Below are 19,885 nucleotides of genomic sequence, written 5' to 3' on the forward strand. Positions count from 1 at the left end.
CGTTTCCCGAGACCCCCGCCAGAGGATGATGGCATGACCGACTATTTCGACGCCCAAGAGACCCGCAGCGCGGCGGACCGCGCCGAGGCGCTGGCGCGTGACCTGCCTGCGCAGATCGCGCGGGCGCAAGGATTGCCGGGCTATGGCGGGGCTTTGGACGGGGTGGAGCCGCAGCGTATCACCGATGCGGCGGCGCTCTCGGCGTTGCCGGTGTTGCGCAAGTCCGATCTGGGGCGGGCGCAGGGTGCGGCGGCACCGTTCGGCGGGCTGACCGGTCTGCCTGCCTCGGGCTTTGCGCATATTTTCCAATCCCCCGGCCCGATCTACGAGCCGGGCGGGGTGAGCCATGACTGGTGGCGCGTCGGCCGGTTCCTGCATGCCTGTGGTGTGGGGCGTGGCGATATCGTGCAGAATTGTTTCGGCTATCACCTGACGCCTGCGGGCATGATTTTCGAGAACGGCGCGCGGGCGGTGGGGGCGGCGGTGCTGCCCGCAGGAACCGGCCAGACCGAGTTGCAGGCGCGCGCCGCGCATGACGTGGGCGTCACCGCCTATGCGGGCACGCCCGATTACCTGAAGGTCATTCTCGACAAGGCCGAGGAGATCGGGCTGGCCCTCAGGATCACCAAGGCGGCGGTGGGGGGCGGTGCGCTCTTCCCGTCCTTGCGCGCGGAATATGCGGAGCGCGGGATTCAATGCCTGCAATGCTATGCCACCGCCGATCTGGGCAATATCGCCTATGAGAGCGCCGCGCAGGAGGGGATGATCGTGGACGAGGGCGTAATCGTCGAGATCGTGACCCCCGGCACCGGCAATCCGGTCGCCCCCGGCGAGGTGGGCGAGGTGGTGGTGACCACGCTCAACCCCGATTACCCGCTCATTCGGTTCGCCACCGGCGATCTGAGTGCTGTGATGGAGGGGGAAAGCCCCTGCGGCCGTAGCAATATGCGCATCAAGGGCTGGATGGGCCGTGCCGATCAGACCACCAAGATCAAGGGCATGTTCGTGCGCCCCGAACAGGTGGCGGCGTTGGTGGCGCGCCACGATACGATTTCGCGCGCCCGGGTGATTGCCAGCCGCGAGGGCGAGGCGGATGTGATGACCGTGCGGATCGAGGCCACGGGCGGTGAGGCCGATCACTATGCCGGGGCGGTGAGCGAGGTGCTCAAGCTCAAGGGCCGGATCGAGGTGGTGCCGCCGGGCAGCCTGCCCAATGACGGCAAGGTGATCGAGGATCTGCGCAGCTACGAGTGAGGTAGGCCGAAATCTTGAAAAGATTTCGGACCGCGATCTTTTGAAGATCGCGGGTACGTCGCGTGGGGATTAAGAAAACCGGTTGGCGTCGTAGGGGGCGAGGTCGATATTGGGACGGCGTCCGGCGATCATGTCGGCGATGAGCCGCCCGGTCTTGGGCCCTGCTGTCAGGCCGATATGCTGGTGCCCGAAGGCGGCATGCACGCCGGTCTGGCCGATTTCGCCGATCATCGGCAGGCTGTCCGGGGTCGAGGGGCGAAAGCCCATCCATTCCTCGACGCTGTCATAGGTGAGCTCCGGGAAGACCTGCGCCGAGACGCGGCGGATGAGATCGAGCGGCGCGCGGGATGGCCCCTTGGTGATGCCGCCCAGTTCCACGGTGCCTGCGCAGCGCAGTCCGTGCGCCATCGGGTTGACCGCGAATTTGCCGCTGGAAATCATCAGCGGGTGGCGCGGCATCTGCGAGGGGGCTTTGAAATGCAGGTGGTAGCCGCGTTCGGCCTCGAGCGGCACCTTGAGCCCGAGTTTGCGCATCAGCGGTTTCGACCAGATGCCCGCCGAAAGAACAGCCGTATCGCAGGGCAGCGGGCCCTGATCGGTCACCACGCCGGTGATGCGCCCGTCGGTGAGGGTGATGTCGCGCACATCGGCGCGGCGGTAGTGGCCGCCCTCGGATTGCAGAACCTTGGCAAGATCGGCCATGTAGGCGAGCGGGTCGCGGATATGGCCGTGGTCCTTGAGCAGGGCGAGGCATTGGGTGGCGGGGCCGAGCATCGGCTCGACCTCTCTTACCGCCGCCCCTTCTATCACCTCGGGGATATGCCCGGCGGTGCGCTTCATCTCCCACCCGTAGCTGTCGGCGTCAAAACCGGCGCGGCTGGGATAGGCATAGGCGAAATCGCTGGTGGCGAGCCATTTTTCGGCCGGAGTGCCGCGCACCAGCGCGCGGTGCTGATCGACGCTGTCGCCGACGATGGGGATCAGCCCCTCGACCATGCGGCGGGTGCCCTCGGGCGTGGCGTTGCGGGTGAACTGCCACAGCCACGGCAGCAGGCGCGGCAGGTAGGACCATTGCAGGAAGAGCGGCGAGCGCGGGTTGCTGAGATACTTGATCGCGGTGGGGATGAGATCGGGCGTGTTGACCGGCACGATGGCCCATTGTGCCAAGAGCCCGGCATTGCCCTGCGACGCGCCCGCGCCGGGATACTCGCGATCGACGAGCGTGACTATGTGGCCCGCGCGGCGCAGCCAGATGGCGGAGCTGAGGCCGCAGATGCCGGCACCGATGACGATGATGTTCTGGGGCGTGCTCACAGGCGGCCTCTGATGCATGTGTCGAAGGAATGCCGCCACCTAAGCGCAGCGCGTGGCGCGCGGCAAGGGCATGTGGCGGGCGTGCAAAAGAAAAACCCCGCCCGGAGAGGGGCGGGGTTCGATCTTGATCGGTGCGACGCACCGAAGCCGGGTTCAGCCCTGGCGGGCCTTGAACCGGGGCTGCGACTTGTTGATGACGTAGACGCGGCCTTTGCGGCGCACGACACGGCAATCGCGGTGCCGGTTCTTGAGCGAACGCAGCGAATTACGAACCTTCATGGTCGTCTCCTGTCTGTCGTGGCGCGGGCCAGCGCCTTGGGTTACGGGTGTTCCGCAGATGCGAAACAGTGAATTCATGGTGGGCGATACAAGGTTCGAACTTGTGACCCCTTCGATGTCAACGAAGTGCTCTACCGCTGAGCTAATCGCCCATGAATGCCAGTCAGACCTTGCGCCCCAACGAATAGGGGCGCGGAAGCCCGCGCCGGTTCGCTGGTCTATAAAAGGAGTCGGAGAGGGGATCAAGGGCTTTTAGATACGCATTTTCGGTCTATTATGACTTTCAAGAGGAGCGCGTATGCCGAAGGCCGCCTATCACCTGACCCATCCCGAGCGGCGCACCACGTCGGTGGTGTTCGCCTCGCCGCATAGCGGGCGCGATTACCCGTGGACCTTCCTGCGCCGCACCGCGCTGAACGAGCATTCGGTGCGTTCATCCGAGGATGCGTTTGTCGATCAGCTGTTTGATTGCGCGCCACGTGCGGGGGCGCCGTTTATCAGGGCGGGGGCGCCACGCGCCTATGTCGATCTCAACCGCAGCGCCGACGAGCTTGACCCGGCGCTGATCGAGGGGGTGAGCCGACAGGGGCACAATCCGCGGGTGGCCTCGGGGCTGGGGGTGATCCCTCGGGTCGTGGCGAACGGGCAGGCGATCTATTCCGGCAAGCTCAGCATGGTCGAGGCGCGGCACCGGATCGAGACCTATTGGCAGCCCTATCACACGGCGTTGCAGGGGCAGCTCGATCAGGCGCATCTGATGTTCGGCGAGGCGATCCTGGTGGATTGCCATTCGATGCCGCATGAGGCGATGGATGCGGTCGCGCGGCGCGGCGTGCGCCGTCCCGAGATCGTTCTGGGCGACCGGTTCGGGGCTGCCGCCGATGGCGCGGTGGTGGACCGGATCGAGGAGGTGTTCACGCGGGCCGGGCTGGTGGTGACGCGCAACACGCCGTTTGCCGGGGCCTATATCACGCAGGCTTATGGCCGACCCACGCGGGGGCGGCACGCGGTGCAGATCGAGATCGACCGGGCGCTTTACATGAACGAGCGGCTGATCCGGCCGAATGGGAATTTCGAGGCGTTTCGGCGGTTGATGCGCGAGGTGGTGCGCGAGATTGCCGATATCGGGCGTTCGGATGCGGTGCCGCTAGCGGCGGAGTAGCGGGGCGGCTTTTGGCCTGGAGCTGACGTTAGATTGAAGCACCTGCGCGGAACAAGGCCGAAGGCCGCCGCGCATCGCCGGGCCACCCCCCGGCACGGCGATTTGGCTGCAACCTGCTCTGTGCGCGGATGTTTTTCGGGCTTGGCTGATATAAAGCGATACAAAATTGACGTTGGATCGCCGTACCGCGGCCCGTCGATGCGCGGCTGACGGCAAAGGTCCGCTCAAGGCCAAACCCAGCCCCCCACGACCTACCGCAACGCCCGCCCCTTCAATATCGCGTCAGGCCCGAATTTCGAGCGGATCGCGTCGGTGGCGCGTTCCGCTTCGGCGCGGCGGGCGGCTTGCGGGTCGAGCAGGTCGCCGGAGCGATCGGCGCCGTCCTCTGGCACGAGATCGGACAGCCCAACGCCAATGAGCCGGTAGGCCGCGCCCTGCGGCACCTGATCCATCAGTGCGCGCGCGGCGCGGTAGAGCGTGTCAGCCATTTGGGTGGCATCCCGCAGGCTCTGGCGGCGGGTGAGCAGCGAATGATCGGCGCGCTTGAGCTTGAGCGTCACGACGCGGCCCGCGATGCCCTTGGCCTTGGAGCGGTCGGCCACCTTTTCCGACAGCCGCCAGAGATGCCCGTCGAGCAGGTCGAGGTCGGCGGTATCTTGGGAAAACGTGGTCTCGTTGGAGATCGACTTGACCGGCGCGTTGGCGGCGACGCGGCGGCGGTCCTGCCCGCGTGCGAGATGCCAGAGCCGGTCGCCCATAGAGCCAAACCGCGCGATCAGGTCGCGCTGTTCCCACCGCAGCAGGTCGGCGAATGTGTGGATGCCCGCGCCGTTGAGGGCCTTCAGGGTCGACTGGCCGACCCCCCAGATCAGGCTGACGGGCTTGTCGCGCAGGAAATCATCGGTCTCCTTCACGCCGATCACAGAAAAACCGTGCGGTTTGTCGAGATCCGAGGCGATCTTGGCGAGAAACTTGTTATGGCTGAGGCCGATGGAGCCGGTCACGCCCAATTCATCGCGCATCCGCCGCACAAGGCGGGCGAGCATCACGGCAGGCGGCGCGCCGTGCAGCCGCGCGGTGCCGGTGAGATCGAGAAACGCCTCGTCGAGCGAGAGCGGCTCCACCGAAGGCGTCAGATCGAGCATCATCGCGCGGATGGCGCGTGAGACCTCGGCATAGACCTCCATCCGGGGTCGGATCACCACCGCCTCGGGGCAGAGGCGCAGCGCCTGAAACATGGGCATGGCCGAGCGCACGCCGCGAATGCGGGCGATATAGCAGGCGGTCGAGACCACGCCACGCCGCCCGCCGCCGATGATCAGCGGCTTGTCGGCGAGACCCGGGTTGTCGCGTTTCTCGACGCTGGCATAGAAGGCGTCGCAATCCATATGCGCGATCGACAGGTCCCAGAGTTCGGGATGTGACGCCACACGCGGACTGCCGCAGGCGGGGCAGCGGCGGGCATCCTCGAATCGGGTCAGGCAATCGCGGCAGAGGCTGGGCATGATGGAGGCAGATTATCTCAGTTTGAGCGGCTTGGCAGCCATTTGATGGTGCTTGTCAGTTGTGCAGGCGCGGCCTAGGGTCCGCGCGACCAAGGAGCGCCCGCCATGACCCACCGTTTCCCCGTCCGCGTCTATTACGAAGATACCGATATGGGCGGTATCGTCTATCACGCCAACTACCTCAAGTTCATCGAACGCGCCCGCAGCGCATGGGTGCGCGATCTGGGGATAGACCAGAACGCGATGCGCGAGCGCGACGGGGTGATTTTCGCGGTGCGCCGGGTCGAGGCGGATTACCTGGGCTCGGCGAAATTCGACGACGCGCTGGAGGTCGAGACGCGCACGGTGCAGGTCACGGGCGCCCGGCTGGTGATGGAACATGTGGTGATGCGCGGGGTGGAGCGGCTGTTTCAGGCGATGGTGACGGTGGTCTGCGTGAATGAGGCGGGGCAGCCGGCGCGGCTTCCGGCGAATATCCGCCTGCAACTTCACTGATCGGTGCGATCACGCCTGTTTTGATGCGGATATGTTGGCTTTCCCTCTGGAAATAGGGTAGGGTCGGCCCCAATAAGGCGGGTAAACCGGCCAAACCTATAAAGAGCAGGCAGATGGAAGCAGAAACCCTGGCATTGGCACAGGAGATGGATTTCTCCATGTGGGCGTTGTTCGCGCGCTCCACCCTAGTCGTGAAACTCGTGATGTTGTTGTTGATCGTGGCCTCGTTCTGGGCCTGGTCAATCATCGTCCAGAAACTCATTACCTATCGCAAGGCCCGACGCGAGGCCGAGATCTTCGACCGGCGGTTCTGGTCGGGCGAGCCCTTGGATGGTCTTTTCGACGAGATCGGGCCGGAGCCGGACGGGCATTTCGAGCGAATTTTCGCGGCGGGCATGATGGAATGGCGGCGCAGTCACCGCACCGATGGCGCGCTGATCGCCGGGGCCACGGCGCGGATCGACCGCAGCATGGATGTGGCGATTGCCAAGGAATCCGAGAGCCTGCAAAGCGGCTTGCAGGTGCTGGCGACGGTGGGCTCTACCGCGCCGTTCATCGGTCTTTTCGGCACGGTCTGGGGGATCATGCATTCCTTTATCAATATCGCCGAGCAGCAGAACACCAATCTGGCCGTGGTGGCACCGGGCATCGCCGAGGCGCTGCTGGCCACCGGTCTGGGCCTGCTCGCGGCGATTCCGGCGGTGATCTTCTACAACAAGCTGAGTGCTGACGCGGACCGCATCGTGGCCAGCTACGAGGCTTTTGCCGACGAGTTCGCCACCATCCTCAGCCGTCAGTTGGACAGCTAGGCCATGGGCGCGGGGGTCGTTCAGAAATCCGGCGATCAGGGGCGGCGCAGGCGCGGGCGCGGACGGTCGCGCCCGATGGCCGAGATCAACGTCACGCCGTTTGTCGACGTGATGCTGGTGCTGTTGATCATCTTCATGGTGGCCGCCCCGCTGATGGTGGTGGGCGTGCCGGTAGAACTGCCCGAGACCGCCGCCAATTCCCTGCCGAGCGAGGAAGAAGAGCCGCTGACCGTGACGGTCACGGCGGATGGCACGGTGATGATCCAGACCACCGAGGTGCCGCGCGGCGACCTGGTGGCGCGGCTGCGCGCCATTGCCACCGAGCGCGACAGCACGCGGGTGTTCCTGCGCGCCGATGGCGCGGTGCCCTATTCCGACGTGATGCAGGTGATGGGGGCGCTCAATCGTGGAGGCTTCGGCAATATCGGGCTGGTGACGGATGCCGGCGGGCCCGCGCTTGACGGGCAGGGCGGCTAGGGGCGCGACTGGTGTGAATACCGGGCAGATCATATCGGGGGTGGGTCATCTGGCATTGATCGGATGGGCCCTCATCGGAGGTGTGTTCCAATCCGCGCCGCCGCCCTTCGAGGTGGTGCAGGCGACAGCCATTTCCGAAGAGGAGTTCGCCGCCATCATGGACCGCCAGAGCGCGCCCGATGCGGTGGCCGATGTCGACACGCCCGAGCCGCCCGCGCCGGGCGAGGCGGCGCCGAGCCTGAGCTCAGAGGCCGACACACCGCCCGAGGCGGCGCAGCCCGACGCAAGCGCGATACCGCCGCCTGATCCCGCGCCCGATGTGTCGCAGATCACCCCGCCCGCGCCCGCCGAGGTCGAGGATGCGCCCCCCGTCATGGAGGTGCCGCAGGAGGATACGGCCGTGATGGTGCCCGAGGTCTCGCCCCGCCCGCAGCCGCGCCCCGCGCCGCGCGTCGCCCCCGAAGCGGTGGCGCGCCCCGAGCCGGATGTGCGCGTGGATGACGTAGCGAGCCCCGAGGTGACGCCCGACGAGGGCGCCGAGAGTGCCGAGGAGCCGTCGGAGGCGACGGCCCCGGAAGAGGCCGCGACCGAGATCGTGACCGAGGCGGAGGAACCGGCGCAGGCTGCGCCCTCGGCCTCGGTGCGCCCGCGCTCGCGCCCGGCGCGCCCGGCGGCCACGGCAGAGGCTGAGCCCGAAGAGACACCGCAGCCCGAAACGACAACCGAGCCCGAAACGCCTGCCACCGATCAAAGTGCCGTCAACGACGCGCTGGCGGCGGCCCTGGGCCAGGCGCAGCAGAGCAGCCAGGCCCCGAGCGGCCCGCCCCTGACCGGGGGCGAGAAGGACGCGCTGCGGGTGGCCGTGCAGCGCTGCTGGAACGTGGGCAGCCTGAGTTCCGAGGCGCTGCGCACCACCGTCGTGGTGGGCGTGCAGATGGCCGAGAGTGGCAGGCCCGAGATCGGCAGCATTCGTATGCTGAGCGCCTCGGGCGGTGGAGATGCAGCGGCGAAACAGGCGTTCGAGGCGGCCCGGCGGGCGATTATCCGCTGTGGCAATGACGGATTCGACCTGCCGGTCGAGAAATACGATCACTGGCGTGATATCGAAATGACATTCAATCCGGAGAACATGAGGATCAAATGATGCGGTATATGATGAGCCTCCTTGCGGCGCTTATGCTTTGGGCGCTGCCCGCGATTGCGCAGAACAGCGGTCCGCTTCGGATCGAGATCACCGAGGGTGTGATCGAGCCGATGCCCTACGCAGTGCCCGATTTCGTGGGTGAGAGTGCCACGGCGACCGAGATGGGGCGCAACCTGTCGCGGGTCATCGCGTCGGACCTGAGCGGCACCGGGTTGTTCCGGGAAATCCCGGCGCAGGCGCATATCAGCCGGATCACCAGCTTTGAAAGCCCGGTGCAATACGCCGACTGGCGCGCGGTCAAGGCTCAGGCGCTGATCACCGGCGCGGTGAGCGTCGACGGGTCGGGGCGTCTGGTGGTCAAGTTCCGCATCTACGATGTGTTTGCGGGCCAAGAGCTGGGCAACGGGCTGCAATTCGTGGGCACGCAGGACGGCTGGCGGCGGATCGCGCATAAGGTGGCCGATCAGGTCTATGCGCGGATCACCGGCGAGGGCGGTTATTTCGACAGCCGGGTGGTCTATGTGGCCGAGAGCGGCCCCAAGGATCAGCGCGCCAAGCGGCTGGCGATCATGGATTACGACGGCGCGAATGTGCAGTATCTGACCGACAGTTCCAGCCTTGTGCTTGCGCCGCGCTTTTCGCCCTCGGGTGACCGGGTGCTTTATACCAGTTACGAGACCGGCTTTCCGCGCATCTATGTGCTGGACGTGGCCAGCGTGGGCCGCCGCGTCTTGCCGACGATGGACGGCACGATGAGTTTTGCGCCACGTTTCGCGCCGGATGGGCGCACGGTGGTCTATTCGCTGACGCAGGGTGGCAATACCGATCTTTACCGCATGGATATCGGCAGCGGGGCGAGCACGCGGCTGACCAATGCGCCCTCGATCGAGACCGCGCCCAGCTATAGCCCGGATGGCCGCCAGATCGTGTTCGAGAGCGACCGTTCGGGCACGCCGCAGCTATATATCATGGCCGCAGGCGGGGGTGAGGCGCGGCGGATCAGTTTCGGGCAAGGGCGTTATGGCACGCCGGTCTGGTCGCCGCGCGGTGATCTGATCGCGTTCACCAAGCAATCCAAGGGCCGCTTTCACATCGGTGTGATGCGCACCGATGGCAGCGAAGAGCGTCTGCTGACCGCATCGTTCCTCGACGAGGGGCCGACATGGGCGCCGAATGGCCGGGTGATCATGTTCACCCGCGAGACCCAGGGCGCGCAGGGGCAGGCGCGGCTTTATTCGGTGGATATCTCGGGGCGCAATCTCAAGCAGGTTCAGACCAATGGCGGGGCGAGCGACCCCTCCTGGGGGCCGCTTCAGAACTGACGATGCACGGCCCGCGTTTCCTTGGGGCGCGGGCTGTGGTAAACAATGACCGAGGCCATGAAAACAAACGGGGCAAAAATGACCTATCTGAGCAAGACACTGATCCTGTGTGCGGGGCTGGCACTTGCCGCCTGTACCAATCCCGACCGGTTCGAGAACCAGAATACCGTCGATCTTGGCGGCAGTGGCGCGGGGCTTGCGGGCTCGGCGCAGGATCCGACATCGCCGGCCTATTTCCAGCAGACCATCGGCGACAGGGTTCTGTTCGCCGTCGATCAGTCGAGCCTGAGCGATGCCGCGCAGGCGACGCTGAACGGGCAGGCGAACTGGCTGGGGTCGAACCCTGATTACACCGCCGTGATCGAAGGCCATGCCGATGAGCAGGGCACGCGGGAATACAACCTCGCGCTGGGTGCGCGCCGGGCCAATGCGGTGCAGGAATATCTGGTCAGCCGGGGCGTTGCGCCGAACCGCCTTAAGGTGGTGAGCTATGGCAAGGAGCGCCCGATCGAGATTTGCAGCGAGGAAAGCTGTTACACGCAGAACCGCCGCGCGGTGACGGTGCTTGCCGCCGGTCTGAGCAGCTGATCCGACGATTTGGGGGCCATATGCGCTATCTTGCTGTAACACTCGCGGCCACGCTGGCCCTTGCCCCGATCGGGGCGGGGGCGCAGAGCACCGAAACGCTGGCCGATATCCGGCAGGAGCTGTCGGTGCTGTTCGTCGAGTTGAAGAAACTGCGGCGCGAGCTAAGCACCACGGGCGGGGCGAGCCAGCTTTCGGGTGGCGGCTCGATCCTCGACCGGGTGAACGCGATCGAGAGCGAGGTGCAGCGCCTGACCTCCAAGACCGAGGAACTGGAGTTTCGCATCGACCGGGTGGTGAGTGACGGCACCAACCGTGTCGGTGATCTTGAATTCCGGCTGTGCGAGTTGGAGCCCGACTGCGATATCGCGGGTCTTGAGCCCGGCGATACGCTGGGCGGGGTGGAGCCTGCCACGGGCGGCGGCGGCGCGATTGCCACGCCGGACGAGGGCAGCGGCGACGGGCCGCAGCTTGCCGTGGGCGAGCGCGACGATTTCGAGCGCGCGCAGGCCGCAATGGAAGCGGGCGATCATGCGGCGGCGGCCGAGCAGTTCGCGGCCTTTCAGCAGGCCTATCCCGGTGGACCGCTGAGCGGGCAGGCTGGATTGCTGCGCGGTGAGGCGCTGGAGGCGGCGGGCCGCAAGAGCGATGCCGCGCGCGCCTATCTGGAGACGTTCAGTGTAGCACCCGATGGCGACGAGGCCCCGCAGGCGCTGTTTCGTCTGGGGCGCTCGCTGGGGCAGCTTGGCCAGACCGACGAGGCCTGTGTGACGCTGGGGCAGGTCGCGACGCGCTATCCCAATGCGGCGGCTGTCGCGGATGCGCAGGCGGAACTGACCCGGCTCGGCTGTTCGTGACGACGGACGGATCGGACATCCGTCACAGTCTCACGCGCCATTTTCACCCCGGCGTACCGGGGGTGATCGGCGTGGCCGTGTCGGGCGGCAGCGATTCCCTTGCCTTGTTGTACCTGCTGGATGAGTGGCGGCGCGACGGCGGCCCCGATCTGCGGGCGGCGACGGTCGATCACGGGCTGCGGGCCGAGGCGGCGGCGGAGGCGGCAGAGGTCGCGCGGATCTGTGCCGGGCTTGGAATTGCGCATGACGCGCTGACATGGGGCGGCCATGACGGCGCGGGAAACCTGCCGGATCGTGCCCGGCGCGCGCGTTACGCGCTGCTGGCTGAGTGGGCGCTGGGGCACGGCATTGCGGATATCGCCGTGGGCCATACCGAGGATGATCTGGCCGAGACCTTTGTGATGCGGCTGGCGCGCGGGGCCGGGGTGGATGGGCTGGCGGCGATGCGGGATCGCTGGCGCGAGGCGGGTGTGACGTTTCACCGGCCTTTGCTGGGGCTGGGGCGCGAGGCGCTCCGCGATCTTCTGCGCGCGCGCGGCGTGGCTTGGGTCGAGGACCCGACCAACAGCGATGCGGCCTATGAGCGTGCGCGCACCCGTGCCGCGCTGGCTGCGCTGGCCCCGCTCGGGATCGACACGGCAACGCTGGCGGCCACGGCCCGGAAAATGGCCGGGGCGCGCGCGGCGCTTTATCATCAGGCGTATGGCTTGGCGCAGGACCATGTGCGGATCGAGGCGGGCGATGTGGTGATCGCGCGCGCCGCCTTGCGGGACATGCCGGACGAGGCGGCGCGGCGCATTCTTCAGAGCGCGCTACGCTGGATCAACGGGGCGGAGTATCCACCGCGCGGCCCTGCCATGACGCAGTTTCTGGCGGCGGCGCGGGACGGAGAGACGATGACCCTGCAGGGCTGTTACATGCAGGCGCAGGGCGACATGCTGCGCATCGGGCGGGAATATAATGCGGTGGCCGGGCTGCGCGTGCCGCAGGGGCAGGTCTGGGACGGGCGCTGGTGCATTAACGGGCCGGAGGTGGCGGGGGCAGAGGTCGCGGCACTTGGCCCCGAAGGACTGCGCGCCTGTCCCGATTGGCGCGCGGGCGGGCTGCCGCATGGCGCGGCGCTGGCTAGTCCGGCGCTCTGGCGTGGTGAGGAATTGCTGGCGGCGCCGCTGGCGGGATGGTCGGGTGGCTATGCGCTGCGGCTCAGCCGCGACGGTGCGTCCTACTTCGACGCGTTATTATCTCATTGAACATGGGGTTGTGATGTCTATTTAAGAACGGTGCACCCCGTGCTATGAGCGGGGAACCGAATTTTGGGAGAAAACTCTTGGGCAACGCAAGAAACATCGCCTTCTGGCTGGTCCTGTTCCTGTTGATCCTCGCGCTGTTCAACCTGTTCAGCGGCTCGGGCAACACGCTGCAAAGCCGCTCTGTCCCCTATTCCGAGTTTGTGGCGGCCGTTGATGACGGCGCGGTGAGCCAGGTCACGCTGGACGGCGAGGCGGTGCGCTATCGCGGGGCCGACGGGCAGGATTACACCACGATCAAGCCGCAGGATGCCGAGATCACGCAACAGCTGATCGACCAGGGCGTGCCGGTCAAGGCCGAGAGCCAGGAGCAGTCGGGTTTCCAGACCTTCCTCGTGTCGCTCTTGCCCTTCCTGCTGCTGATCGGGGTGTGGATCTATTTCATGAACCGCATGCAGGGCGGCGGCAAGGGCGGGGCCATGGGCTTTGGCAAGTCCAAGGCCAAGATGCTGACCGAAAAGCATGGCCGCGTGACATTCGACGACGTGGCGGGCATCGACGAGGCCAAGGAAGAGCTGGAAGAGATCGTGGAGTTCCTGCGCAACCCGCAGAAATTCTCGCGCCTCGGTGGCAAGATCCCGAAGGGGGCGCTGCTGGTGGGCCCTCCGGGCACCGGTAAGACGCTGCTGGCGCGCGCCATCGCGGGCGAGGCCGGTGTGCCGTTCTTCACCATCTCGGGTTCGGACTTTGTCGAGATGTTCGTCGGTGTCGGTGCGAGCCGCGTGCGCGACATGTTCGAGCAGGCCAAGAAGAACGCGCCTTGCATCGTCTTTATCGACGAGATCGACGCGGTCGGTCGTCACCGTGGCGCGGGCTATGGCGGCGGCAATGACGAGCGCGAGCAGACGCTCAACCAGTTGCTGGTCGAGATGGACGGGTTCGAGAGCAATGAGGGCGTGATTATCATCGCCGCGACCAACCGCAAGGATGTGCTCGACCCCGCGCTGCTGCGTCCGGGCCGCTTTGACCGTCAGGTCACCGTGCCCAACCCCGATATCAAGGGCCGTGAGAAGATCCTCGGCGTGCATGCCCGCAAGACGCCGCTGGGGCCGGATGTGGAGTTGCGCCTGATCGCGCGCGGCACGCCCGGATTCTCGGGGGCCGATCTGGCCAACCTCGTGAACGAGGCCGCGCTGATGGCCGCACGGGTGGGCCGCCGTTTCGTCACCATGGTCGATTTCGAGAATGCCAAGGACAAGGTGATGATGGGGGCCGAGCGCCGCTCGATGGTGCTGACCGACGACCAGAAGGAAAAGACCGCCTATCACGAGGCTGGGCACGCGGTGGTTGGCCTTGCCCTGCCGAAATGCGATCCGGTCTACAAGGCCACGATCATCCCGCGCGGTGGTGCGCTGGGCATGGTGGTCAGCCTGCCGGAGATCGACCGTCTGAACTGGCACAAGTCCGAATGCGAGCAGAAGCTGACCATGACCATGGCCGGGAAAGCCGCCGAGATCCTCAAATACGGCGAGGAGAACGTCTCGAACGGGCCGGCGGGAGACATTCAGCAGGCCAGCGGTCTGGCCCGCGCGATGGTGATGCGCTGGGGCATGTCCGACAAGGTGGGCAATGTCGATTACGAGCAGGCGCATGAGGGCTACATGGGCAATGGTGCCGGTGGCTTCTCGATTTCCGCCCACACCAAGGAGCTGATCGAGGACGAGGTCAAGCGCATGATCGACACGGCCTATCAGGAGGCCAAGTCGATCCTCGAAGAGCGCCATGACGAGTGGGAGCGGCTGGCGCAGGGTCTTCTGGAATACGAGACCCTGACCGGTGAAGAGATCAACCGCGTGATCCGGGGCGAGCCGCCCGAGGCGGGTGACGATGACGGGGGCGCGGCAGAGGCCGCCAAACCGTCGGTCACCGCCATTCCCAAGACCAAGCCCAAATCCTCGCCCGGGTCGGGCGATGGCGGGCTGGAGCCCGAGCCCTCGACGTGAGCGCGACGCTCGCAAAAGCAGACTGGAATCCCGGGGCCTATGCTAGGTTCCGGGATCAGCGTTTGCGCCCCGCACTCGACCTGCTGAACGCGGTCGGGCAGATGGGGGCCGGGGATGTGGTCGATCTGGGCTGCGGCAACGGGGTGATGGCCGAGGCGCTGCGCGCGCGCGGGGCCGGACGCGGGCTGACGGGGGTGGATGCCAGCCCCGCCATGCTGGAAAAGGCCCGTGCGAGCGGCGGCTATGATGCGATGCAACAGGCCGATATCGCCGACTGGCACCCGCGTCAGGCCCCCGGGCTGATCTATTCCAACGCCGCGCTGCATTGGGTGGGCAACCACGAAAGCCTGATGCCGCGGCTTGCCGCGATGCTGAGCAAGGGGGGCACGCTGGCCGTGCAGATGCCGCATCAGAACAAGGCCCCGTCGCATCGTGTCTGGCTGACGCTGGCGGAAGAGCTTTTCGCCGGGCGGGTCGAGAAGATGGGCACGCCCGGTGTCATGGCCCCGGTGAAATACGAGGAATTGCTGGCGCCCCTGGGGCAGTTCCGCCTGTGGGAAACCGACTATTACCAGCGCCTGACCGCCGAGCCGGGCAGCCACCCGGTGCGCCGCTATACCGAGAGCACCTATGCGCGCCCGGTGCTGGCGATGCTGGAGCCCGAAGAGAAGGCCGACATCATCCGCCGCTACGAGGAGGTGATGCACACCGCCTATCCGGTGCGCGCCGATGGCACGGTGCTGTTCCCGTTCCGGCGGATGTTTTTCACCCTCACGGTCTGAGCCTGTGGCCGCCGTTGCATGAGTATTTCTGGCAAGATGAAGCGGGGGCGGGCATGCCGGCATTGAAACCGACGGACTATACCGGGCGGATCGCCTGGATCGGGCGGGTTGCGGACCGGACTGCGAGCCTTGTGGCGGAGCCGTTGAGCGAGGTCGCGGTCAGCTATGCGGGGATCGCAGGGGAAGAGCATGCGGGGCTGACGCGCCCCTCGTGCAGCCGGGTCGTGGCGCAGTATCCCAAGGGCACGGAGATCCGCAATGTGCGGCAGTTTTCGGTGCTGTCGGTCGAGGAACTTGCCGCGATTGCCGCGAAGATGGGCGTTGAGCGGATTGACCCGGCCTGGGTCGGGGCCTCGCTGGTGGTCGAGGGTATTCCCGATTTCACCCATCTGCCGCCGTCGTCGCGGTTGCAGGGGCCGGATGGCGTGGCGCTGGTGGTGGATATGGAGAACCGCCCCTGTCACCTGCCCGCCAAGGTGATCGACGCGCATTTGCCGGGGGTCGGCGGGCGGTTCAAGGCGGCGGCCCAGGGGCGGCGCGGTGTGACCGCTTGGATCGAGCGTGAGGGCGTGCTGCGGCTGGGCGAGATGCTGCGATTGCATGTTCCGGACCAACGCGGCTGGCGACCTTAACCCTGACACTCCTGCGCACCGCCACGATGCGACATGGCGGCGCGCGGGCCTGCAGAGCCTGAGGTTCAGAGGACTTCGATATAGTAGTAGAAGACCGGCACAGCGACCGTGCCGCCGGTGTCGGCACCTTGCGTGTCCGAGGCGTCCTTGTCTTGCGGCTCAGCAGTGCCCGGCTGCGGCCCCCAGGTGCCGGCACCGCGAAACTCGGTCGGGGAAATACCGCCGGAGCCGTCAGCGTCTCTGGCATCGAACCGCTCGTTCAGGGCGTCTTCGCTCCAGCGGCCCTCTGTGACGACCTGGTTCTCATATTCGCTCTTGGTCAGGATCCCGTCGTTATTCGTATCAAAGGCACGGAACCGGTCCGCTGCGGCCTTGGCAAAGGATTCGCGGGAGCCGTCCTGCTGACCGGAACCCAGTGCGGCTTGCATCTCGGTGTCTTCGTCATTCCACGCGCGTTCGGCGAGGTCGGCGAACTCCTCGGCGCTCAGTTGGTCCTTTTGCGGAATTTTCAGATCGCTCCACTTGCCGACCGAGAAGCGACTGTCTTCCTTGGTGTCCTTGATGTCCTGCGCGGACTTCATTTCCTTTTGGCCGACGCAGTTGACGTATTCCTCACGGTCGATTGAGCCGTCCTTGTTGGCGTCGAGCTGCTCGAAGACCACATCGCGGTGATCGTCGATTTCGGTCTTGGTCAGCGTCCCGTCATTATCCTTGTCCGCAGAGTAAAAGGCGTTCTGGCAGATGGACGCCGGTTCGGCCTCTGACCGTGCGAGAGCCGGGGCGGCGACAAGGAGTGACGTGCTGGCAAGAAGTGTTGTATAGAAGCGTTTCATCGGAATGCTCTCCCTCTGTCTGTGCCGACGGGATCGGCGGTTTCAGGGGCAGGACAATGGCCGCACGATCGGAGCGCACGGATCAGATGCCGTCCCCTCGTACGGGTGGTCAACGCAATTCGGCGACAACTGTTCCAAATCCGGGCCTGCGGCGGTGTGGCGGGGCAGTGGGGCTTCTGCGTGGCCTGTTTCCGATCAGAAACCGGGCTGCGGCATGCCGCCGCAAGCGAGGCGGGATGTGTCGGATTCGCATGCTGCGGGATGCCGCAAACTGGATATAGGCGGGTCAGTGCCACACCTTGCCCTGCGCAAAGCAAAAGGACCGACCATGAGCTACAAATCCGACATCGAGATTGCACGCGAGGCGCAAAAGCGCCCCATCCAGGAGATCGGCGAAAAGCTGGGCATTTCCAGCGATCACCTGCTGCCCTATGGCCATGACAAGGCCAAGGTGAGCCAGGAGTTCATCAACTCGGTTCAGGGCAACAAGAGCGGCAAGCTGATCCTAGTGACCGCGATCAACCCGACGCCTGCCGGCGAGGGCAAGACCACCACCACGGTGGGTCTGGGCGACGGTCTGAACCGGATTGGCAAGAAGGCCACGGTCTGTATCCGCGAGGCAAGCCTCGGGCCGAACTTCGGCATGAAGGGCGGGGCTGCGGGCGGCGGCTATGCGCAGGTTGTCCCGATGGAGGACATGAACCTGCATTTCACCGGCGATTTTCACGCCATCACCAGCGCGCACAGCCTGCTGTCGGCGATGATCGACAACCACATCTACTGGGGCAATGAGCAGAACATCGACACCCGCCGCGTCGTGTGGCGCCGCGTGGTCGACATGAACGACCGGTCGCTGCGGCAGATCACCTCGTCGCTGGGCGGGGTCTCGAACGGGTTCGCACGCGAAGACGGATTCGACATCACCGTCGCCTCCGAGGTCATGGCGATCCTGTGCCTGTCCAAAAACCTCAAGGATCTCGAAGACCGTCTGGGCGCGATGATCGTCGCCTATCGCCGCGACAAGAGCCCGGTGTTCTGCCGTGACATCAAGGCCGAAGGCGCGATGACCGTTCTGCTGAAGGACGCGATGCAGCCAAACCTCGTGCAGACGCTGGAAAACAACCCGGCCTTTGTCCACGGTGGCCCGTTCGCCAATATCGCGCATGGCTGCAACTCGGTCATTGCCACCACCACCGCGCTCAAGCTGAGCGACTACGTGGTGACGGAAGCCGGGTTCGGGGCTGACCTCGGGGCCGAGAAGTTCATGAACATCAAGTGCCGCAAGGCGGGTCTCGCGCCCGATTGCGTGGTCATCGTGGCCACGGTGCGCGCGATGAAGATGAACGGTGGCGTGGCCAAGGCCGATCTCGGGGCCGAGAATGTCGATGCCGTCAAGGCGGGCTGTCCGAACCTCGGACGGCATATCGAGAACGTCAAATCGTTCGGCGTGCCGGTTGTCGTGGCGATCAACCATTTCGTCACCGATACCGATGCCGAGGTTGCCGCCGTTCAGGAGTTTGTGGCGAGCCATGGGGCCGAGGCGGTTTTGTCGCGGCACTGGGAACTGGGCTCTGAAGGCTCCGAGCCGCTGGCGAAAAAGGTGGTCGAGGTGGCCGAGGCCGGGAATGCCAATTTCGCCCCGCTTTATCCTGACGAGATGTCGCTGTTCGAGAAGATCGAAACGGTCGCCAAGCGGATCTACCGCGCCGACGAGGTGCTGGCCGATCAGAAGATCCGTAACCAGCTGAAAGAGTGGGAAGATCAGGGATACGGCAACCTGCCGGTCTGCATGGCCAAGACGCAGTACAGCTTTACCACCGATCCTAACCGGCGTGGCGCGCCGACCGGCCATTCGGTGCCGGTGCGCGAGGTTCGGATTTCGGCCGGTGCGGGCTTTATCGTGGTGGTCTGCGGTGAGATCATGACCATGCCCGGACTGCCCAGCAGACCGGCGGCCGAGTCGATCCGGCTGAATGACGGCGGCCAGATCGAAGGGCTGTTCTGAACCAGAACATGGCAGCTCGCGCGGTCTTGTACCGGGCGGGCCGATCCGTTGCAGAGAAGGGAAAAGACATGACGGCAGACATCATCGACGGCAAGGCTTTCGCGGCCACGATCCGGGACAAGGTTTCGGGTCACGTGGCGCGGCTCCGGGAGGAGCACGGGATCACGCCGGGCCTTGCGGTGGTGCTGGTGGGCGAGGACCCGGCGAGCCAGGTCTATGTGCGCTCAAAGGGCAAGCAGACGGTCGAGGTGGGGATGCACTCGGTCGAGCACAAGCTGGAGGTGGACACCTCGGAGGCGGATCTGCTGGCGTTGATCGAGCAGTTGAACAATGACCCTGCGGTGCATGGCATCCTGGTGCAGTTGCCGCTGCCGGATCATCTCGATTCCGATCTAGTCATCAATAGCATCGACCCGGCCAAGGATGTCGACGGATTTCACATCTCCAATGTCGGGCTGCTGGGCACCGGGCAAAAGAGCATGGTGCCCTGCACGCCGCTCGGCTGTCTGATGATGCTGCGCGAAAAGCTGGGCAATCTGAGCGGGATGGATGCGGTGGTGCTGGGCCGGTCGAACATCGTTGGCAAGCCGATGGCGCAGCTTTTGCTGGGCGACAGCTGCACGGTGACGATCGCGCATAGCCGCACGAAGGACCTGCCCGATGTTGTGCGCCGGGCCGATATCGTGGTGGCCGCCGTGGGCCGGCCTGAAATGGTGCCGGGCGACTGGATCAAGCCGGGGGCGACGGTGATCGACGTAGGCATCAACCGGATCGAGCGGGACGGCAAGACCAAGCTGGTCGGCGATGTGGATTTCGCGTCGGTTCAAGAGGTTGCTGGGGCGGTGACGCCGGTGCCGGGTGGCGTGGGGCCGATGACCATCGCCTGCCTGCTGGCCAACACGGTGACCGCCTGTTGCCGGGCCAACGGGCTGGCGGAGCCGGAGGGGCTGACGGCCTGATTTCAGAATTGTCGTAGGGATTTGCGAAGGGCGGGGGGCGATGCCTCTCGCCCTTTTGTGTTGGCGAGGGAGTTGGGCAGGTATTGGTCTGGAGCGGACGTTAGATTGAAGCACCTGCGCGGAACAAGGCCGAAGGCCGCCGCGCATCGCCGGGCCGCCCCACGGCACGGCGATTTGGCTGCAACCTGCGCATCACATGGATGTTTTCCTGACTTGGCAGA

The 19,885-nt window shown here is 65.8% G+C and carries 19 protein-coding genes and 1 tRNA gene; 15 read left to right on the forward strand and 5 right to left on the reverse strand.

Annotated elements, in window-relative coordinates; all coding sequences use genetic code 11:
* Positions 1-33: 33 nt before the first annotated feature.
* Positions 34-1,254: a phenylacetate--CoA ligase family protein gene (locus BMX04_RS07580; protein WP_074785684.1), complete on the forward strand. Its 1,221-nt coding sequence runs from the start codon at positions 34-36 to the stop codon at positions 1,252-1,254.
* A gap of 69 nt (positions 1,255-1,323) precedes the next feature.
* On the opposite strand, the gene BMX04_RS07585 is transcribed toward BMX04_RS07580, so the two are convergent.
* The 3 genes from BMX04_RS07585 to BMX04_RS07595 all read right to left on the reverse strand — a co-directional run bounded on the left by BMX04_RS07585 (position 1,324) and on the right by BMX04_RS07595 (position 2,999).
* Positions 1,324-2,586, reverse strand: a complete 1,263-nt coding sequence (locus BMX04_RS07585) for an NAD(P)/FAD-dependent oxidoreductase (protein WP_074785685.1) — start codon at positions 2,584-2,586, stop codon at positions 1,324-1,326.
* A 135-nt stretch (positions 2,587-2,721) separates the two neighbouring features.
* Entirely contained in the window at positions 2,722-2,847 is a 126-nt protein-coding gene (gene ykgO, locus BMX04_RS07590; protein WP_050663377.1) for a type B 50S ribosomal protein L36, read from the reverse strand.
* Between the two features lie 77 nt (positions 2,848-2,924).
* Positions 2,925-2,999, reverse strand: a tRNA-Val gene (locus BMX04_RS07595).
* 146 nt (positions 3,000-3,145) lie between these two features.
* Between BMX04_RS07595 and BMX04_RS07600 the strand changes: the two genes are divergently transcribed.
* The gene (locus BMX04_RS07600) at positions 3,146-4,009 is read left to right on the forward strand and encodes an N-formylglutamate amidohydrolase (RefSeq protein ID WP_074785686.1); all 864 of its coding nucleotides are present in this window, start codon (positions 3,146-3,148) and stop codon (positions 4,007-4,009) included.
* 251 nt (positions 4,010-4,260) lie between these two features.
* Here the strand turns inward: BMX04_RS07600 and BMX04_RS07605 are convergent, their stop codons facing one another.
* The gene (locus BMX04_RS07605; protein ID WP_074785687.1) at positions 4,261-5,514 is read right to left on the reverse strand and encodes a DNA polymerase IV; all 1,254 of its coding nucleotides are present in this window, start codon (positions 5,512-5,514) and stop codon (positions 4,261-4,263) included.
* A 105-nt stretch (positions 5,515-5,619) separates the two neighbouring features.
* On the opposite strand from BMX04_RS07605, the gene ybgC reads away from it, so the two are divergent.
* The 11 genes from ybgC to BMX04_RS07660 all read left to right on the forward strand — a co-directional run bounded on the left by ybgC (position 5,620) and on the right by BMX04_RS07660 (position 15,867).
* Positions 5,620-6,009, forward strand: a complete 390-nt coding sequence (gene ybgC / locus BMX04_RS07610; RefSeq protein ID WP_074785688.1) for a tol-pal system-associated acyl-CoA thioesterase — start codon at positions 5,620-5,622, stop codon at positions 6,007-6,009.
* 113 nt (positions 6,010-6,122) lie between these two features.
* The gene (gene tolQ / locus BMX04_RS07615) at positions 6,123-6,818 is read left to right on the forward strand and encodes a protein TolQ (protein ID WP_050663679.1); all 696 of its coding nucleotides are present in this window, start codon (positions 6,123-6,125) and stop codon (positions 6,816-6,818) included.
* Between the two features lie 3 nt (positions 6,819-6,821).
* Entirely contained in the window at positions 6,822-7,295 is a 474-nt protein-coding gene (tolR, locus tag BMX04_RS07620; protein ID WP_050663678.1) for a protein TolR, read from the forward strand.
* Between the two features lie 13 nt (positions 7,296-7,308).
* Positions 7,309-8,439, forward strand: coding sequence for an energy transducer TonB (locus tag BMX04_RS07625; RefSeq protein ID WP_074785689.1), 1,131 nt, complete (start codon positions 7,309-7,311; stop codon positions 8,437-8,439).
* A complete protein-coding gene (gene tolB / locus BMX04_RS07630; protein WP_050663676.1) occupies positions 8,436-9,761 on the forward strand; it encodes a Tol-Pal system beta propeller repeat protein TolB in 1,326 nt (441 codons plus the stop codon). Before BMX04_RS07625 ends, tolB begins: the two co-directional genes overlap by 4 nt.
* 78 nt (positions 9,762-9,839) lie before the next feature.
* Positions 9,840-10,349 (forward strand): peptidoglycan-associated lipoprotein Pal, encoded by a 510-nt coding sequence (pal, locus tag BMX04_RS07635; RefSeq protein ID WP_074785800.1) that lies wholly within the window; start codon positions 9,840-9,842, stop codon positions 10,347-10,349.
* A gap of 20 nt (positions 10,350-10,369) precedes the next feature.
* A complete protein-coding gene (gene ybgF, locus BMX04_RS07640) occupies positions 10,370-11,203 on the forward strand; it encodes a tol-pal system protein YbgF (protein ID WP_074785690.1) in 834 nt (277 codons plus the stop codon).
* Entirely contained in the window at positions 11,200-12,453 is a 1,254-nt protein-coding gene (gene tilS / locus BMX04_RS07645) for a tRNA lysidine(34) synthetase TilS (protein ID WP_083398120.1), read from the forward strand. Before ybgF ends, tilS begins: the two co-directional genes overlap by 4 nt.
* 77 nt (positions 12,454-12,530) lie before the next feature.
* Positions 12,531-14,453 carry an ATP-dependent zinc metalloprotease FtsH gene (ftsH, locus tag BMX04_RS07650; RefSeq protein ID WP_074785691.1) on the forward strand — a complete coding sequence of 641 codons (1,923 nt, stop codon included), beginning with the start codon at positions 12,531-12,533 and terminating at the stop codon, positions 14,451-14,453.
* Between the two features lie 62 nt (positions 14,454-14,515).
* On the forward strand, positions 14,516-15,235 hold the full coding sequence (locus tag BMX04_RS07655) for a methyltransferase domain-containing protein (RefSeq protein ID WP_244888505.1): 720 nt from the start codon (positions 14,516-14,518) through the stop codon (positions 15,233-15,235).
* A 53-nt stretch (positions 15,236-15,288) separates the two neighbouring features.
* Positions 15,289-15,867 carry an MOSC domain-containing protein gene (locus tag BMX04_RS07660; protein WP_074785693.1) on the forward strand — a complete coding sequence of 193 codons (579 nt, stop codon included), beginning with the start codon at positions 15,289-15,291 and terminating at the stop codon, positions 15,865-15,867.
* Positions 15,868-15,932: 65 nt separating this feature from the next.
* Here the strand turns inward: BMX04_RS07660 and BMX04_RS07665 are convergent, their stop codons facing one another.
* Positions 15,933-16,700, reverse strand: coding sequence for an EF-hand domain-containing protein (locus BMX04_RS07665; protein WP_074785694.1), 768 nt, complete (start codon positions 16,698-16,700; stop codon positions 15,933-15,935).
* A 328-nt stretch (positions 16,701-17,028) separates the two neighbouring features.
* Here BMX04_RS07665 and BMX04_RS07670 point away from each other — a divergent pair, with 328 nt between their 5' ends.
* Positions 17,029-18,705 (forward strand): formate--tetrahydrofolate ligase, encoded by a 1,677-nt coding sequence (locus BMX04_RS07670; protein ID WP_074785695.1) that lies wholly within the window; start codon positions 17,029-17,031, stop codon positions 18,703-18,705.
* 68 nt (positions 18,706-18,773) lie between these two features.
* Positions 18,774-19,664, forward strand: a complete 891-nt coding sequence (gene folD / locus BMX04_RS07675) for a bifunctional methylenetetrahydrofolate dehydrogenase/methenyltetrahydrofolate cyclohydrolase FolD (RefSeq protein ID WP_074785696.1) — start codon at positions 18,774-18,776, stop codon at positions 19,662-19,664.
* Positions 19,665-19,885: the final 221 nt, after the last annotated feature.

This window comes from Roseovarius tolerans (assembly GCF_900109855.1).
GTDB classification, from domain to species: domain Bacteria; phylum Pseudomonadota; class Alphaproteobacteria; order Rhodobacterales; family Rhodobacteraceae; genus Roseovarius; species Roseovarius tolerans.

Coding starts and splice junctions, on each gene's coding strand:
- ykgO (WP_050663377.1), bottom strand. CDS start 2,847: ATGAAGGTTCGTAATTCGCTGCGTTCGCTCAAGAACCGGCACCGCGAT.
- ybgC (WP_074785688.1), top strand. CDS start 5,620: ATGACCCACCGTTTCCCCGTCCGCGTCTATTACGAAGATACCGATATG.
- ybgF (WP_074785690.1), top strand. CDS start 10,370: ATGCGCTATCTTGCTGTAACACTCGCGGCCACGCTGGCCCTTGCCCCG.
- pal (WP_074785800.1), top strand. CDS start 9,840: ATGACCTATCTGAGCAAGACACTGATCCTGTGTGCGGGGCTGGCACTT.
- BMX04_RS07665 (WP_074785694.1), bottom strand. CDS start 16,700: ATGAAACGCTTCTATACAACACTTCTTGCCAGCACGTCACTCCTTGTC.
- tolQ (WP_050663679.1), top strand. CDS start 6,123: ATGGAAGCAGAAACCCTGGCATTGGCACAGGAGATGGATTTCTCCATG.
- tolB (WP_050663676.1), top strand. CDS start 8,436: ATGATGCGGTATATGATGAGCCTCCTTGCGGCGCTTATGCTTTGGGCG.
- BMX04_RS07660 (WP_074785693.1), top strand. CDS start 15,289: ATGCCGGCATTGAAACCGACGGACTATACCGGGCGGATCGCCTGGATC.
- folD (WP_074785696.1), top strand. CDS start 18,774: ATGACGGCAGACATCATCGACGGCAAGGCTTTCGCGGCCACGATCCGG.
- BMX04_RS07605 (WP_074785687.1), bottom strand. CDS start 5,514: ATGCCCAGCCTCTGCCGCGATTGCCTGACCCGATTCGAGGATGCCCGC.
- tolR (WP_050663678.1), top strand. CDS start 6,822: ATGGGCGCGGGGGTCGTTCAGAAATCCGGCGATCAGGGGCGGCGCAGG.
- BMX04_RS07600 (WP_074785686.1), top strand. CDS start 3,146: ATGCCGAAGGCCGCCTATCACCTGACCCATCCCGAGCGGCGCACCACG.
- BMX04_RS07670 (WP_074785695.1), top strand. CDS start 17,029: ATGAGCTACAAATCCGACATCGAGATTGCACGCGAGGCGCAAAAGCGC.
- BMX04_RS07585 (WP_074785685.1), bottom strand. CDS start 2,586: ATGCATCAGAGGCCGCCTGTGAGCACGCCCCAGAACATCATCGTCATC.
- BMX04_RS07580 (WP_074785684.1), top strand. CDS start 34: ATGACCGACTATTTCGACGCCCAAGAGACCCGCAGCGCGGCGGACCGC.